Here is a 15443-nt window from a genome sequence, read left to right as displayed (position 1 = left end):
CGTCCTCCTCAAGCGCGGCCCAGCACCCCGCCGTCACATAGGTCCAGCTGTCACCGCGCGGACCAGGCGCCACCACGAGTACGCGAAGGCCGACCGGCACCTCTCGCCAATCCGGCCCGAGGTCGCAGTCCACAACCTCCACCGAATGCCCCGCGAAGAACACCCGGACATGTTCCTCGACGGCCTCCGCGGCCCGCAGCCTCGCATCATTCACCACGCGATGATCCCAGAACACACCCCAGTCCGCCGAGCAGATCGCTCGGCGGGGATAACCCCCGCGCCTGCGAGGAGGACGCCTTCTGCATCTCGGCCCCGGACAAGCCGATCGGCTGACCCCCGCGGGTGCGGGGAGAACCACCTCGCCGTCCGCGCCGACCGCCCCCTGTCCGGCTGACCCCCGCTGCGCGGGGAGGGCCCTCCGACCTGCGGAGGAAGAGCAGCTTTGGCTTTTCTTGATCTTTTGTACTTGCCCGCGGGGTCTGTTGTTCGGGGTTGTTGAGGTGTCGAGGAACGGTTGCCATCCTTGCACGGGCGTCCGATAGGCCGGGCGCTGGTGGTACGTCGGCGGCATGGTCCGTGGCGGGTAACGCATGGCGGCGCGGCCGCCCGTTCGGGCGGGCGGGGGCTGTTCGGTGCCCGATTTTCGCCGCAGGTGGCCCTCTGGCTCTTGCGGGGCGATGTGCTGCGCTTGGCGGAAGGCCGCTCATGCGCGTCGATGGTTCTGTGTGGTCACATCGCGTCATATCCGATCCTCTATGCCGATCGCATGATAGATAGGGGCATTTTTCTGTTCGCATCTGATCACTCTTCGCAACGGTAGCGAGACTGTCAGTGGCTGCTGCTACTTCTTCTCCCATGCTGATGACGCGGCTGAAAGAGGAGTGGTCTTGTGGCTGACCGGCACTCTTCCGCGCTGTCCGGAGGGTGTATCCGTGCCAGGGTCCGTGAGGTCCTGGCAGTTGCAGAGTTGAGTGAGTTGGAGGCTCTGGCCGCTGAGGGACTGCTTCCGGCCGCGGTTCCGGGCGGGCGTGTCGTGGCGGGTGTGGAGGGCGTGCTGCTCGGGGCCCATCTGCTGGAGGAGTTGGACTTCGGGGTGGTGCCGGTGGAGTCGGCCATGCGCCCAGTGCTGGCGGCGTTCGCGGCTCGTGTAGCGGGCCTGGACTCCGGCAACGGTGAGAGGTGGCTGGACCGACTCGAGGAGGTTCTCGAGAGGGGACGGTTTGAGCCGGTCGAGGTCCGCGGGTACCTGCGGCAGTCGCGTCACGAGTTCGGTCTTTATGACCAGGTGAGACCGTTCATGCAGGATCCACGGCTGTTGTCGGAGGTCACCGAGCCGGGACCGGCGGGGCGGCTGGCGATGGACCGGCCGTCGGGGGCGAACGCGATGTGGAGCGGGCGGATGGCGGAAGCCACCGCCGTACCGTCCGGCGAGGCCTTGGGGTGGGTGCTGGCATGGCGGGCGTTCGGCCCGTCCGGAATGGGCGCGCTGCGCACCCGCGGCGGGCGCGCCAGCAAGTCCTGCAAGGCCGGTCCGGCCCGTTCCCTGCTGCGTTGGTTTCCCCGGGGCCGGAATCTGTTCGAGTCGCTGGTGCTGTCGATTCCTCCGCCGGCGAGCTGGCCGTCCCGGTCTGGGGAGGACTTGGCGCCGTGGGAGAGCGATCTCCTTCCGGATCCGCTGGCGCCGCCGGCCCCGTGCGGGGTGGTGTCGCTGCTGACCGGCCGGTTCGCGCACGCGGTGCTGCTGGCGCCCAGCGGCGATGGAGCGGAGACGGTGGGGTGCCGGGTCGCTTGGGGGACGAGCGTGGACCTGCCGGCCGCTGTGGACCCGTATGTGATCGACCGCTCCGCCGGGGGGCCGATCAGGGCGGATCACCGCCGGGCGATGTGGCGGGACGTGGACGCGTTGCTGCTGAAGGAGCGGGCTGCGGGCAAGGTGACCGCGCGGCGGCCGCAGGTGTTCGACACCGCACCCGACCTGCCGGTGGAGGTGCGGCGGGCGTTGCGGGTGCGGGTGCTGGGCTGGGACCAGGACAAGCAGGACAAGAACAGCGCCTGGGTGGTGGCGGAGACGCCGCCGGTGCTGGAGCTGATGGAGGAACGCAGCCCTGACGGGGCTTCCGCGGTGGCGGCGGCGCACCGGATGGCCGAGGAGGCGGGTTCGCTGCTCTACCGGTCGCTGGCCCGTGTGTGGCACGAGCTGAACCCGGGCCGACGCAGTGACGACCGGGAGGGGTTCGTCGGGCCGGCGGTTGCGGCCTTCATGGAGCAGGCCGAGACGGAGTTCTGGCGGGTTGTGGCCGACCCGTCGGGTGCCGCTCCGCAGTTCCGGCGGCTGGCGCGCGAGGTGTTCGACGAGGCGACGCTCGCGGTGCGCTCGGCGACGGTGCGGGGAATGGCGACGGTCCAGAGGGCGCGAGGGCCGTTGGCCGGTGTGCCGGGGACCGGGGGACGTGCGAACGGGAACAGGAAGGTGACGGTGTGACGGACTCGAGCGAGGTACCGGACCGGGCCGCTGGTGGTGGGAGGCAGGACAGGGCGGGGGAGCCGCCGAAGTGGCTCACCCACGAGGTGGTCTACACGGAAGCGGTGGCCGAAGCGTGCGAGTCGCCCGCCGGGCGGTCCCAGCTGCGGAAGGTGGTGACGTCGGCCGGTGAGGTGCACGGCTGGGAGCTGCCGAGGAAGGTCGCGCGCCTGGTACCCGGCGGCCGGGAGCAGCGCTTTGCCTACGGTGCGGTGGCGGGGATGTTCGCGGAGCAGGCTCCGTCGTTCTCGGCCGGGCGCGATGACGCGGCCGGGCGGCCGGAGCGCACAAGGATGTGGCGGCCGTCGTGGGGTGACCTGGGCTGGTCGGTGCACCTGGGGGCGAGGCAGGGGGTGCTGCACGAGGACCGGGCGGCGGAGCGATTGAAGCAGCTGGCCCAGTTGTCGGATCCTGTCGCGCTGGTGCGGTACGGCCGTCAGCTGGTGGGACGCCTGGCGGCTGAGGGGGTGCCGGTGAACTGGCCGCTGCTGCTACGGGACCTGCGGCGGTGGCCGCACAAGCGGGTGGACATCGCGAACGACTGGTTCTTCTCCTACGCCCACGCTGTGGCGCCCGGGGGCGAAGACGGTCTGGTGCAGGCCGGTGCGGCCGGGGCCGGAGCAAGTGACAACACGAACGATTCTTCGAATGAGGAGGACTCCTGATGGCTGTTCACATCTGCGTGCATGTGGTGCACGACTACCCGTTGTCGAATCTGAACAGGGACGATCTGGGCAGTCCGAAGACGGTGGTATTCGGTGGTGCGCTGCGGGGACGGACGTCGTCGCAGAACACGAAGCGGGCGGCCCGGCTGAAGGTGGAGGAGCGGATCGGGGAGCAGGCGCTGCGGACGCGGCGGCTGCCGTCGCAGATCGGCGAGGTCCTGCGGGGGCGGAACTGGGACGAGGCGGAGGCGGCCAGGGCGGGGCAGGCCGTGGTGGTCGCCTCGGGGATTCAGGGGCTGGGCATCGGTGACGGTGGGATGACCAGCGTGATGCTGTACGTGCCGCAGCAGGCGGTGGAGCAGCTGGCGGACCTGGTCGCCGGGGAGCGTGAGGCGGTTCTGAAGGTGGCGTCGCACGCCGAGGCGGTGGCGAAGGCGGAGGCGGACAAGAGCAGGAAGACGGCTAAGCCGAAGTTGTCGAAGGAGGAGAAGGCCGTTGTCCAGCAGTTGCAGGAGCGGGTGCGGGGGATCCTGGCGAGCCGTAACGCGTCGATCGCCGCGTTCGGGCGGATGCTGGCGAACAGCTCGGAGTCGACGGTGGACGGGGCGGTGAGTGTGGCGCATACGCTGACCACGCACGCCCTGGTCGAGCAGCCGGACTTCTTCACTGCGGTGGATGATCTTCCCGGGGAGGACGCCGGGTCGGCGCACATGGGGACGGCCGGGCACACCTCGGGCACGTACTACCGGTACGGGTCGGTGAACGTGACCGAGCTGGTGGGCAACATGGGGGGCGACAGGGAGGCTGCGGAGGAGTTCCTGAAGGCGTTCCTGCGGGAGCTGGCGGTGCTGGTACCGACGGCGAAGAGCCGGAGCACCGCGCCGTTCACCCCGCCAGCGCTCGTGTACTTCACGGTGCGGACGGACCAGCCGGTGAACCTGTCGGGGGCGTTCGAGACGCCGGTGGTCTCGACCAGGGAGAATGGCTGGACGGCGCCGAGCATCGCGGCGCTGGACGCGCACGCCGGGGCCGTGGCGGACTTCTTCGACGAGGATGCGCTGGTGGCGGCCGGGCACGCGGGCACCGCTGACCTGTCCGGCGTGAAGCACCTGGGCACGCGGATCCCAAACCTGAGCGAGCTTGTGCAGCAGGTCACCCGCACCGCGCTCGAACTGGAGCACAAGCAGTGACCGACGGGGTGCTGCTGCACCTGGCGGGCCCGCTGCAGTCATGGGGCGGCCCGAAGGGCGGGCGGGTGAAAGGAACCCACCCGTATCCGACGCGCAGCGGCGTGACCGGGATGCTGGCCGCCGCGCTCGGCCGCCGGCGCAGCGCCGACCTGAGTGACCTGGACGAGTTGGTGCATCTGGTGCGGGTGGACCGGCCCGGGCGTCGGATGCGGGACTACCACACCGTCGGCGGCGGTCTGCCGGCCGAGCTGACGGTGGTGACCGCCAACGGCAAGCGCCGCGGAAATGCGCTGATCTTCGACAGCTGGTACCTGGCGGATGCCGCGTTCACCGTTGCGATCACCGGTCCCCGGGAGATCATCGGCGAGGTGACGGCAGCCTTGCGGTGTCCGACGTTCCCGCCCTACCTGGGCAGGCGCTCGTGCCCGCCGTCTACTCCCGTGCTGGTCACCGCAGGCGGTGACGTCGAGGAGCAGTTGCGTCGGATGCCGTTGCACCGGCCCGCTCCAAGGCCCCGCTGGGACCGCCGGTCGGAGCAGGAGCAGCAGGAGCCGGTTTCGGTGCGGTACATCGCCGAACGGCAGCCCGGCGCCAGCCCTGGGGTGTCGGCAAGCCGCCGGGTCGCTGATGTCCTGGTGGCGGGCACGTGGACGAGTCGGCCGGTGTGGGAGAGCCAGGAGTCCCATCCGGCCGCCAGGTGTCACGTCGGTACCGAGTTCCTGGTCGAGCTCGCCCGGTGGCGCCGGGAGTTGCACGCCTGATGCCCGGGCGGCTTCGCGGCCGGAGTCCTCCTGCCGCACTGGCGGTGTCCGCAGTCCCGGGCTGGGGCGGCCTCGGCTGACCGGTGGTTGCCGGCCAGTTGGTGGCGGGGCGCGGAGGGCGGGTTCGTCCTGGCCTCCGCGCCCTTTCGGTTGCTGGCTGTACAGCGCCATGAGTCCCGATCGGCTGTCGCTGTCAACGGCGTCGACCCGGTTCATCCCATCTATTTCCGTGGAGCAGTCGTTGTCCTGTCCGCCCCGTGAGGACCAGTGGGGCAAGTCCCATGGTCTTCTCTCCCCCTATCCGCTGCCGGCCCACTTGGTCGACACCGCCGCGATGGCCGGCGAACTCTGGGACAGCTACCTGTCCCCGGGACAGCGGGAGATGATTGCCACCGGGTTCGGTGTCGCCCTCACTCACGCCCGTGCCTTGGTGCAGTTCTGGGCCGGGCTGCACGACCTCGGCAAGGCCTGCTGGAGCCACCAGTCGCTGCCCAGCGGCCCCATGCCCGCGTTCCTCGACCACCCGGACTTCGCAGCCCCCGCAGGGTGGATGTACCAGGACCGCGTGGGCCACGACCGGGTCACCCACCTGGTTACCCCGCACCTGCTCGCCCGCTACGGCTACGACAACACCAGCCGCCCCAGCAAGGCGACTGCCCACCAGATCGCCCAGATCCTCGGTGGCCACCACGGCGTCTACGGGCGGGCCCTGGAGCGAGCCCACCTGACGGACGTGTGCGGGGGAGACCCGCGCGCCTGTGCCGCCCCGGGCTGGCTGCGCGAGCGCCAGGCACTCGTCGAACTCCTCCACACCCTCACCGGCCGGCCCGCCGCGCCTGCGCAGGTGGCGAAAGCCGGCATCGCAATCGTGGTGACCGGTCTGGTCGTCGCCGCGGACTGGCTGGCCTCCCGCACCGCCTGGGTGAAAGCCCGCCAGGCCCAGTGGCGGCGCAGCGACCGAAGCGACTGGGCCGCGCACTTCGAGCGGGCCGTCAAGTACGCTCCCTACGAGGTCGCGCGGGCCGAGCTCCACACCCCGCGCTGGAAGTCCGCCGAGACGTTCCCCGACGTCTTTCCCGAGATTGAGGATCCGTATCCGCTGCAGTTGGACCTCGGCCGGCTCCCTAGCCTAGTTCCCGCCGCCAGGGGAGGGTGGGAGCGTCGGGGCGGACTCGTGCTGATCACCGCGCCGACCGGTGACGGGAAGACCGAGTCCGCGTTCTACGTGGCCCGGATTCTCGCCGCGGCTTGTGGGCGGCCCGGTCTGGCCGTGCTGCTGCCCACGATGGCCACCACCAACGCCATGTGGGAACGCGTCACCGAGTACGTGGAGAGCGCTACCTCCAACCAGGTCAAGGTCACGCTGCAGCACTCCATGGCCTGGCTCCACCCCAGGTACGCGCCGGGTGAGAAGCCGTCCGGGGAGAGCGTCCTCACCCATCCTGGGGGGAGCGGCCGAACCGTCCCCGACGAGTGGTTGCGCGGCCGTCACCGCGGCTGGCTCGCCGGCATCACCATCGGCACCTGGGACCAGGGCGCCATTGCTGCCCTGCCCACCCGGTTCGGCTGTATGCGCTGGCTCGGCATGTCCGGCAAGACCATCGTCATCGACGAGGCCCACGCCTACGATGCCTACGGTCACGCCCTCACCGTCCGGCTCCTCGAATGGCTCGGCCACATCGGCGCACCCGTCGTGCTGCTGTCCGCCACGCTCGCCGGAAGCATCGCCCGCCGGCTCGTCCAGGCGTACCGCGACGGTGCCGGTCACCCCGAGCCCACCGCCATCACCCCCGCCTACCCCGGCTGGCTCTACGCCGACGGCGCCACCGGCACGGTCACCGCCTCACCCGCCCTGGAGACAACCCGCCGCCGGGAACTGCCTATCACCACCGTCCGGGCCCGCCACACCCACGACCCCCACCGGCGAAACGGCCGCGCAGCCGCCCTGCTCCAGCGCCTTGCTCCGTTCTTCGACCCCACCGCCGCCCCTGGCAGCGCACTCGTCGTCTGCAACACCGTCGGCGACGCCCAGGCCACTTACGACCTGCTCACCGTCCATCACGGCGCCGGGCGCCGCCCCCGCGTTCTGCTCCTGCATGCCCGCATGCCCGAATGGCAGCGCGAGGACAGCACCGAGGAGCTGAAGACGCTGCTCGGGAAGAAGGGTCCCCGCCCCGCCGACCCCCTCATCGTCGTCTCCACTCAGGTCGCCGAGCAGAGCCTCGACATCGACGCCGACCTCGTCGTCTCCGACCTGGCCCCACTCGCCCAACTCCTCCAGCGCGCAGGGCGCTGCCACCGCCACGACATCACCGGCCGCGGCACCCGCCCATCCTGGGCCGCGAGCCCCGCCCTCACCGTCATCGTCCCCACCGGCCAACTCCCGCCCCATGCCTGGGGCAGCGATGACCGCCAGGTCTATGACGGCGCCCTCCTGCGCCGCACCGCCGAATACCTCGACCTTGTGCCTGCCACCGGGATGCGTGTACCCGAGGACATCGCCGATGCCATCGACACTGTGTACGCCGACTTCAACGGCCTCGCCGAACTGGAACTCGCCGAGGGCGACGACCGTCGACGCGCGGCTCGCGACGTGGCCCACCAGGCGGCGGCCGACATCCGCACCATCCCCCAGCCCGGCGCGGTCACCGACCTCTACTCGCTGACCACCTACGAGGGCGACGAAGACGACCTGACCACCCGCCTGGGAGCCGACACCGTCCGGCTCCTGCCTGTCTACACCGACAGCGACGCAAACCAGTGGCTCGACCCCGCCTGCACCGAAACCCTGCCCGGCCCCGGCGACAGGACTGATTCTCTCACCCGCGAAGTCGTGGCCGAGCTGGTCCGCCGCACCATCCAGGCGCCTGCCGACTACCTCCCGGCCAGCGACACCGCCACCCACACCCCTGCCCCCTGGAAGGACACACCGGTCGCCCGTGACCTCAGACTCCTCCCGCACCAGCTCACCGGCCCTGCCGGGCGCTGGCAGTACCACGCCCCAACCGGGCACCGCCTGTACGTCGACCCCGACCGCGGTCTCGTCCGCCGACGGTGACCCGCCCTACACCCGTCAGAGGGCCAACGACCCTGCGCTCCGCCCGCACCCGACCCAGAAAGCAGGAAACCGCATGAACCTGTGGCTGACCCGCATCATCCCCGACCAGCGCAGCCGCGAGGCACGCCGCGACGGCACCAACGCCGTCGACCTCCACCACCGCCTCATGGCGCTCTTCCCCGACCACGTCACCACCACCGCCGCCCGCCAGGACCTCGGCGTCCTGTTCCGCACCGAGACCGCGGCCGACGGCCACCAGATCCTCCTGCAGAGCAGCGTGCGGCCCGACCTCACCCGGCTTCCCCCCGGCTACGGCCACGGCACCACCAAGTCCCTCGCCCCGCTCCTGACCGCCATGCGAACGGGCCTCGCCGTGCGCTACCGCATCGCCGCCAACCCCATCCGCAAACCCGGCCGCACCACCCGCGAGCTCTACAACCTGAGCGCCGTCGTCCCGCTGCGCGGAGCCGCCGCCGACGACTGGTGGACCCGCCAGGCCGACACCGCAGGCCTGCAACTCACCGCCCTGCGCTCCGAACCCCTCGACGCCGCCCGCGGCACCCGCCGCAGCGACCAGAACCGTATCAAGCACGACCGCGTCCTGTTCGAGGGCACCGCCCGCATCACCGACCCCGACCTCCTCCGCACCCGCGTCACCGCCGGCATCGGCAAGGGCAAGGCCTACGGCTGCGGCCTGCTCAGCCTCGCCCCTCACCGGGACGACCAGTGACCGCAGCTGCCCGACGCCCCGACCCCAACGGCGCCCGCCGCAAACTGGCCGCGCCCACCGTCGCGATGCTGCCCCGCATCGCCGACTCGCTGTCCTTCCTCTACCTCGACATCGTCCGCATCGTCCAGGACGACACCGGAGTCTGCGCCGAGGTCACCAGCCCCCAGCGCGGCACTGAAACCGTCTACCTCCCCACCGCCGCACTCAGCTGCGTCCTCCTCGGCCCCGGCACCTCCATCACCGCCCGCGCCCTGACCACCCTCGCCCGGCACGGCACCACCGTCGTCGCCACCGGCTCCGGCGGCGTGCGCTGCTACACCGCCACCGTCCCCGACTCCCTCAGCACCACCTGGCTCGAACGCCAAGCCCGGGCCTGGGCCGACGACACCACACGCCTGACCATCGCCACCGCCATGTACGAACAACGCTTCGGACACGGCACCGCCCCTGCGGGCAGCAGTCTCAACAAGCTCCGCGGCCTCGAAGGCCAACGCATCAAGGCCCACTACCGCCTGCTCGCCCAGCAGTACCGGATCGGCCGCTTCCGCCGGAACTACGACCCCGATTCCTGGGACACCCAGGACCCCGTCAACCTCGTCCTCTCCTCCGCCAACACCTGCCTCTACGGCATCGTCCACGCCGCGATCCTCGCCCTCGGCTGCTCACCGGCGCTCGGCTTCGTCCACAGCGGCAACCAGCAGGCCTTCGTCTACGACATCGCGGACCTCTACAAGGCCGAGCTCACCATCCCGCTCGCGTTCTCCCTCCACGCATCTCCCCACCCGGAGGCCGAGGCCCGCCGCGGCTTCAGGGACGGGCTGCGGCTCTTCCGACTGCTGCCACGGATCGTCACGGACATCCAGAGGCTGCTCGCACCGGATGAGGACATCGAAACCCCGGACCCGGAAGAGCAACTCGTGGACCTGTGGGATCCGGTCGGCGGAGCTCTGCCCGGCGGCGTCAACTACGCCAACGGTGGGGACCTGTGAGCCAGCCGCCAGACGTCGGATCCATGAGACGAGGTGCCACATGGCCTCGATGATCGTCATCTCCGTCACAGCCGTACCCGACCACGTACGCGGCGCGCTGACCCGCTGGCTTCTCGAGGTCACCCCGTACCTGTACATCGGAACGGTCTCCGCCAAGGTCCGACAGGAACTATGGAGCGCCGTCAGCAACTGCATCGGCACCGGAGCCGCAGCTCTGGCCTACCCGGCGGCGAACGAGCAGGGCTTCGTCCTGACGACGGCAGGGGAGCAAAGACGGCAAACGGTCGACTTCGACGGCCTTACCCTGATCGCTGCCACAGCATTGAAGAATGGTCAAGAAATGGCAAAGCCCTAGGAACGGTGCAGGTCGCGAAGGGTCCTCCCCGCGCAGGCGGAGGTCAGCCGGCCGCGCTGAAGCGCTGGGCGGACGACGACGGGTCCTCCCCGCGCAGGCGGGGGTCAGCCGGAGTTCACCAGTGGCCGGGACCGGAAGAAGGCGTCCTCCCCGCGCAGTGTCAACGGACTCGCCGAGATCCTTCTGGGTGGACGTTCCAGGTCCCTGCTGGCGGACAGCTGATCTCCCTGTCCGGTGTGACAAGTAGTCACTTGTTTGGGTGAGTGCTCGCCAGCGTGTGGGGCCGTGGTCAGCTGTCGCGTATGACTCGGTCGCGGTGGTCCTGGAATGAGTGCCAGCCGCTCGGGTTGTCCGGGGCGAGGAAGTCGCCTTCGGAGATGTCGATGACTCGGCAGCCGACTGCTTCAGCGATCGCGAACACGGCTCCGAGGACGTCGTCGCCAGCGCCACGGACATGGAGCATGATTGATTCGACAGGGGTCTCGGAGCCGAGGTTTAGCTCAATGGACCAGGCCGGGCTGGCGAGGTGTCCCCAGGTCGGATCGGAGAAGTCGATGCTGGGGAGCTGGTCCAGCAGAGCGGCCGTGACCTGCTCCTGGGATCCGAGCGGCGGGGTGGCGAAGTCGTCCAGGAAGTCGTCGACCGAATCGAACCCGGCGGGGACGGGCAGCAGAAGCAGGTCCCAGCTCATGAGGTCTCCAGTGGTGTGGTGCTGATGCGCCGCTGACGATAGCCCTGGCCGATGACAGCGCGGCCCTCAGGCCAGCGGGATCCCGGTGGTCCTGCTGTCGGCGACCCTGACCGGCCGCACCGCCGCCGACCTCATCGGCGCCTACCGGACCGGCGCCCGGCGGACCGGCGCCGGCCACACCGACCAGGAGCCGATCACCTCCCCCTACCCGGGCTGGGTCCACGTCTCCGCCACCACCGGGAAAGTCACCCCGCACGGGCCGCTGCCCACCACCCGCGAGCGCGAGGTCGCGGTGGACCTCCACCTCGCCCGTCACACCCACGACCCGGCTGCGCCCGGCGGCCGCGCCGCCCGCGTCCTGGCCGAGCTCGAGCCCGCCGCCAGCGGAACGGGCTGCGCGCTGGTCGTGTGCAACGTGGTCGCCGACGCCCAGGCCACCCGCCGAATGCTCACCCAGCGGTGGGGCGAGGACGGCCCCCAAGTCGTGCTCCTGCACGCCCGGCTCCCGTTGTGGCAGCGGATCGAACGCACCGACCTGATCGAGAGAATGGTCGGGTCGAAGGGAACCCGCCCCGCCAGGCCGCTGGTGGTCGTCGCCACCCAGGTCGTCGAGCAGTCCCTCGACTGGGACTTCGACCTGGTCGTCTCCGACCTCGCCCCCATGAGCCTGCTCCTCCAACGCGCCGGCCGCTGCCACCACCACGACCACCCGAGGCCCGCCTGGGCACCGGTGCCCAGGCTCGTCGTGCTGTCCCCGCCAGGCGGTCTGCCCGCCCCCAGCTGGGGCGACGTCTACGACACCTCCCTGCTCCGCCGGACCTGCGACGCGCTCCGCAGGCTTCACGGGCCGATCGCCATTCCGGGCGCCGTGCCCGGCCTGATCGCCGACGTGTACGACGCGGCCTGGGACCCGGCCCGGATGGACGGCGACGACGCGCAGCGCCTGGCGAGGGAGCAGGCTCAGGCCGCGGCCGCCGACATGGTGATGATCCTGCCACCGGCCCAGGTCACGGACCTGTACCCGCTGACGTCGGCCCTGGATCCGGACCTCGCCGTCACCCGACTGGGCGGCGAGTCCCGGCGCATCCTGCCCGTGTGGCCCACCGACACCGGCTGGACCTTCACCACCGCCGACGGCCCTGCCGAACTGCCCGACAAGCCGAACAAGGAGGACGTCCGCTCGATCATCCTCTCCACCGTCCAGGTCCGCTCGACCTGGCTCACCGGCGCCGGACCCGAAACCCTCCCGCCCAGCCCGTGGCAGGACATCCCCGCACTACGCGACATCGCCCTTATCCCCCAGGACAAGACGACCGGAAGGTGGCGCGCTCCGGATGGACGGACGATCTGCCTGGACCCCGTGGACGGGATCATCCGCGAGTAGCCGCACTCGCGACGAGAGCGGCACCGAGCAGCCCTGGGGCGGCTGGCCCAGGGCTGCCCGCGGGAAGCAGCGGGCCTTGTCTCACCATCGGGGGCACATCAGTATGGTGTCTCCCCGCCGGTGCGGGGAGGACGCCATCACTTGCACGGTCAGGTCCCGGATCCGTCCTGGACGCTGTAGCCCAGCCTGTGGGCCTCCTGCGCGATGGCTTCGTAGTCCGGGGAGGAAGAGAGCGACGCGATCGTTCCGCGGGACAGGAGGGAGCCCCTCAGAACTGCCGCCACGGCGTCCCGGTCGACGGAACGCTCGAAGTAGTCCTCGGCGAAGTTCACGTAGGCATCCGGGCTCTCGTCGATGAGGAGGCCGAACAGCCAGTCGGCGCCGTCGGATTCGTCGGGGGTGAACTCCACCGGTCCGCACCGCCACTCGGTGTCTCCCTCCTCACGCCAGACGCACACCGTGGCGTCGAAGAACCCGTCGAACTGGAACTCCGGTGCCTCCGCGTAGTGGGCAAGTGAGGCGGGCAGGCCGTCGAGCAGACCGGGCCAGTGCGCGCGGTCCTCCTCCCGCCAGGGAGTGGCGTCGCTCTCGTGGTCGAAACCGTAGAGGAACACCCCAGCCGGGTCGAAGATGATCGCGTACTGGTCGCCTGAGCCGTTGTCCATGAGCGCCAGATCCACACCGTCCCGCCAGCCGGCCTTGAAGGTGTGCGTGGGGGCGTACGTGTCGAGGACGGCGTCGAGAAGCGCGATCGCCCGACAGCGATCGCGCAGAGCAGCGGGTTCGGGCAACAAAGCCACCAGGTCACGAACGGTCATGGCGCACATTCAACAGCGCGCCACCGACACCATCGACCGCGCATCGAAGGAGCAGAGCCGACGACCTCGGCCCCTGTCTCAAGAGGGGTTGGCCAGTTCCCACTCGCCCACCCCCGGACCGGTCCCAGGCCGGCTCCCGCCCCGGCCCCGGCGTCGCACTGCTCAACATCGACGCGACCACATCCCTGCTGATCGGGCCCTGATCACAAGTTCACCGGGGCCGGGTCAGTGCAGCAAGATGGCGAACGAATCCCGCTTGCACGGTGAGGACCGCCGCGATGACTGCCCAACCGACGACGGCCCCTACTCCAAGCGACCACCCCGCAGCCGCATTGAGGGCGCCTTTACGGCGTAAAGATCGAATCACCCCAGCAGTTGACCCCCGCGCCCGCAGCGAGGACCCCAACCTCCTCGACCAGGCCAGCGTGCCCACCGGCTGACCCCGCGCCTGCGGGGAGGACAGCAGTCAGCCAGCCCCGGCACCACCGTCGACGCTCGCGTCGGCCCCGTGCCCGCACTGCGGTGGCAGTACGCCTTGCTCCACCCCCGTGCTTGTTGTTCGCACCGTGACAATGGCTGTGCGCTCCGTGCCATTAACCCAAGCCCGGGCAAACGGAACACTGCTGGTCGGAGCCACTACGGATCGGACCACGGAGGAGCCCCAACCATGAACGTGCGTCAACGGTCACAGTCACGGGTCGCCATGCCCGCCAGGAGGGTCGCCGCCGCGCTCGGCATGGCAGGAACGCTGGTCGGTGCTGTACTCGGTGGTGCAGCGCCTGCGTCGGCAGCTGCACAGGGAACGGCACCCGCGTGTGTCGAGCGCGCCGTGTTCAAGCCCCAGCACGAGGCGTACATCACCAACGGCTGCGGCAAGAACATGAAACTGAAGGTCATCATCAACAACGGCCCCGACAGCAGCTGCCACACACTGCGCAATGGTCAGTACTTCTACTACTGGTGGCCGTTCGGCAGCTACGCGCGCACTGTCACGTGCTGAACCGGCCCCGCGTCGGCCGATCGACTGCAGCACCGCCTGCATGTCCAGGGCGGCAGCGCGGTGGACACCGACCCGGTCGGCTGGCTGCTCACCAAGGGCCCGCCGCAGCACGCCAGCTGCCACTGCGAGCAGCCAGCCGGCCGCCACTCTGGGTGTCGGCCTCACCTGCGAGGCCGCCACCCAGCTCCCCGCCGCCACCACCGGCACTCAGCGGCACGCCGCGGTCGACGCCCACCTGCACCGGCACGCGATGTCGCGCGCCGAGCAGCAGGCTGTTGACCGCTGGCGCGCCGAGGCCGATGCCCACCGGGCCGAGCTGCGGGCGCGGGTCGAGACAGCGGGAGGGGGCGGAAAATGGCTCTCGCTACTCCGGAGCGTGCCGAAGAATTTCCTGTCCTATGGTCGAAGGACTCCTGGTTGGGTCCGTTGCGGTGGTGCTGAGGGTCTTCTGGTCCTGTCCTCGGCGTCCGCTTCGGAACAGGTCCGTCGATGCAGAAGGGCCGTGTCGCGGAGTCTTGACGCCCTCCGAAGCCGCATACCGCGGCGGCCATCGCCCGGGGAACGGGCGCCGGGCGCCGGGCGCCGTGGCCCTCTCTCGAACCCGGGGCCCGACCGGGTGCCACCGGAGCGTCAGCTGCCGACCCCGTCGGGGACGGGGAACCGCGCGACCACCGCGCGGCTTCCCGTCCCCGAACGGGAGGAGGAACCTCAGTGCCAGCCGGTGCAGGGACCGCTGGAGATGCAGGCACGCGCCTTGACCGAGCCGTCGACCATGTCGCCGTAGCCGGAGGAGCCGATCGCATTCCAGAACTGGATGTCGGCGCTGTTCTCCACCCAGAACAGCTGTCCGTTCGAGGCGCCGGAGATCCGCGCCCAGTTCGCCTTGCACGAAGAGCTGTAGCGGAGCTCGATCGTGCCGTAGGCGGAACTCTTCGACTCCACGGTGTAGGCGTCCGTGTTGCAGCCCATCTGGATGGGGTCCCATCCGCTGCAGGAGGACGCGTAGCAGCCGGCGGTGACCTGAGGTGCGGCGGCGGACGCGGCGGGGGCGGTGAACCCGGTCAGCGCCATGGTGGCGGCGGCGAGACCGAACAGGATCCCGGTCGTACGGTTCATGTGCTTCATGGGGAATTCCTTCCTGAAGAGATGGGGATCGGCGTTGCTCGGCGGGCGGCACATTCCGCCGCCTGCGCATCGGCCTGCAGGACGCCGCCGGCGCGGCGGTCCTGGAGCCGGTGCGGAACGCGGCCTCCTGACGGTGTGGCGAAGCGGAGCGGCCTT

At 70.4% G+C, this 15443-nt stretch carries 14 protein-coding genes; 10 read left to right on the top strand and 4 right to left on the bottom strand.

Annotated elements, in window-relative coordinates:
* Positions 1 to 889 precede the first annotated feature (889 nt).
* The 8 genes from casA (at position 890) to cas2e (ending at position 10269) form a co-directional block, all read left to right on the top strand.
* Positions 890 to 2482 (top strand): type I-E CRISPR-associated protein Cse1/CasA, encoded by a 1593-nt coding sequence (gene casA, locus ACFVFS_RS14350; protein WP_380623786.1) that lies wholly within the window; start codon positions 890 to 892, stop codon positions 2480 to 2482.
* A complete protein-coding gene (casB, locus tag ACFVFS_RS14345) occupies positions 2479 to 3186 on the top strand; it encodes a type I-E CRISPR-associated protein Cse2/CasB (RefSeq protein WP_380623784.1) in 708 nt (235 codons plus the stop codon). The genes casA and casB overlap by 4 nt, the downstream gene beginning before the upstream one ends.
* Positions 3186 to 4376, top strand: a complete 1191-nt coding sequence (gene cas7e, locus ACFVFS_RS14340) for a type I-E CRISPR-associated protein Cas7/Cse4/CasC (RefSeq protein ID WP_380623782.1) — start codon at positions 3186 to 3188, stop codon at positions 4374 to 4376. The genes casB and cas7e overlap by 1 nt, the downstream gene beginning before the upstream one ends.
* Positions 4373 to 5137: a type I-E CRISPR-associated protein Cas5/CasD gene (gene cas5e / locus ACFVFS_RS14335; RefSeq protein ID WP_380623780.1), complete on the top strand. Its 765-nt coding sequence runs from the start codon at positions 4373 to 4375 to the stop codon at positions 5135 to 5137. The genes cas7e and cas5e overlap by 4 nt, the downstream gene beginning before the upstream one ends.
* Positions 5138 to 5366: 229 nt before the next feature.
* Entirely contained in the window at positions 5367 to 8195 is a 2829-nt protein-coding gene (gene cas3, locus ACFVFS_RS14330; protein WP_380623778.1) for a CRISPR-associated helicase Cas3', read from the top strand.
* A gap of 73 nt (positions 8196 to 8268) precedes the next feature.
* A complete protein-coding gene (gene cas6e / locus ACFVFS_RS14325) occupies positions 8269 to 8925 on the top strand; it encodes a type I-E CRISPR-associated protein Cas6/Cse3/CasE (RefSeq protein ID WP_380623776.1) in 657 nt (218 codons plus the stop codon).
* A 65-nt stretch (positions 8926 to 8990) separates the two neighbouring features.
* Positions 8991 to 9914 carry a type I-E CRISPR-associated endonuclease Cas1e gene (gene cas1e, locus ACFVFS_RS14320; protein WP_380623845.1) on the top strand — a complete coding sequence of 308 codons (924 nt, stop codon included), beginning with the start codon at positions 8991 to 8993 and terminating at the stop codon, positions 9912 to 9914.
* 40 nt (positions 9915 to 9954) lie between these two features.
* A complete protein-coding gene (cas2e, locus tag ACFVFS_RS14315) occupies positions 9955 to 10269 on the top strand; it encodes a type I-E CRISPR-associated endoribonuclease Cas2e (protein ID WP_380623774.1) in 315 nt (104 codons plus the stop codon).
* 289 nt (positions 10270 to 10558) lie between these two features.
* Here the strand turns inward: cas2e and ACFVFS_RS14310 are convergent, their stop codons facing one another.
* Positions 10559 to 10960, bottom strand: coding sequence for a hypothetical protein (locus tag ACFVFS_RS14310; RefSeq protein WP_380623772.1), 402 nt, complete (start codon positions 10958 to 10960; stop codon positions 10559 to 10561).
* 85 nt (positions 10961 to 11045) lie between these two features.
* On the opposite strand from ACFVFS_RS14310, the gene ACFVFS_RS14305 reads away from it, so the two are divergent.
* The gene (locus ACFVFS_RS14305) at positions 11046 to 12344 is read left to right on the top strand and encodes a hypothetical protein (protein ID WP_380623770.1); all 1299 of its coding nucleotides are present in this window, start codon (positions 11046 to 11048) and stop codon (positions 12342 to 12344) included.
* 149 nt (positions 12345 to 12493) lie between these two features.
* Here the strand turns inward: ACFVFS_RS14305 and ACFVFS_RS14300 are convergent, their stop codons facing one another.
* A complete protein-coding gene (locus tag ACFVFS_RS14300; protein WP_380623768.1) occupies positions 12494 to 13162 on the bottom strand; it encodes a hypothetical protein in 669 nt (222 codons plus the stop codon).
* 667 nt (positions 13163 to 13829) lie between these two features.
* Here ACFVFS_RS14300 and ACFVFS_RS14295 point away from each other — a divergent pair.
* Positions 13830 to 14162, top strand: a complete 333-nt coding sequence (locus tag ACFVFS_RS14295) for a hypothetical protein (protein ID WP_380623766.1) — start codon at positions 13830 to 13832, stop codon at positions 14160 to 14162.
* Positions 14163 to 14250: 88 nt separating this feature from the next.
* Here the strand turns inward: ACFVFS_RS14295 and ACFVFS_RS14290 are convergent, their stop codons facing one another.
* Both ACFVFS_RS14290 and ACFVFS_RS14285 read right to left on the bottom strand, forming a co-directional pair.
* A complete protein-coding gene (locus tag ACFVFS_RS14290) occupies positions 14251 to 14469 on the bottom strand; it encodes a hypothetical protein (RefSeq protein ID WP_380623764.1) in 219 nt (72 codons plus the stop codon).
* 401 nt (positions 14470 to 14870) lie between these two features.
* Positions 14871 to 15287 carry a DUF2690 domain-containing protein gene (locus ACFVFS_RS14285; protein ID WP_380623762.1) on the bottom strand — a complete coding sequence of 139 codons (417 nt, stop codon included), beginning with the start codon at positions 15285 to 15287 and terminating at the stop codon, positions 14871 to 14873.
* Positions 15288 to 15443: the final 156 nt, after the last annotated feature.

It is taken from the genome of Kitasatospora sp. NPDC057692 (assembly GCF_042799475.1).
Lineage (GTDB): Bacteria > Actinomycetota > Actinomycetes > Streptomycetales > Streptomycetaceae > Kitasatospora.
This window is presented reverse-complemented; position numbering and strand designations above follow the sequence as displayed.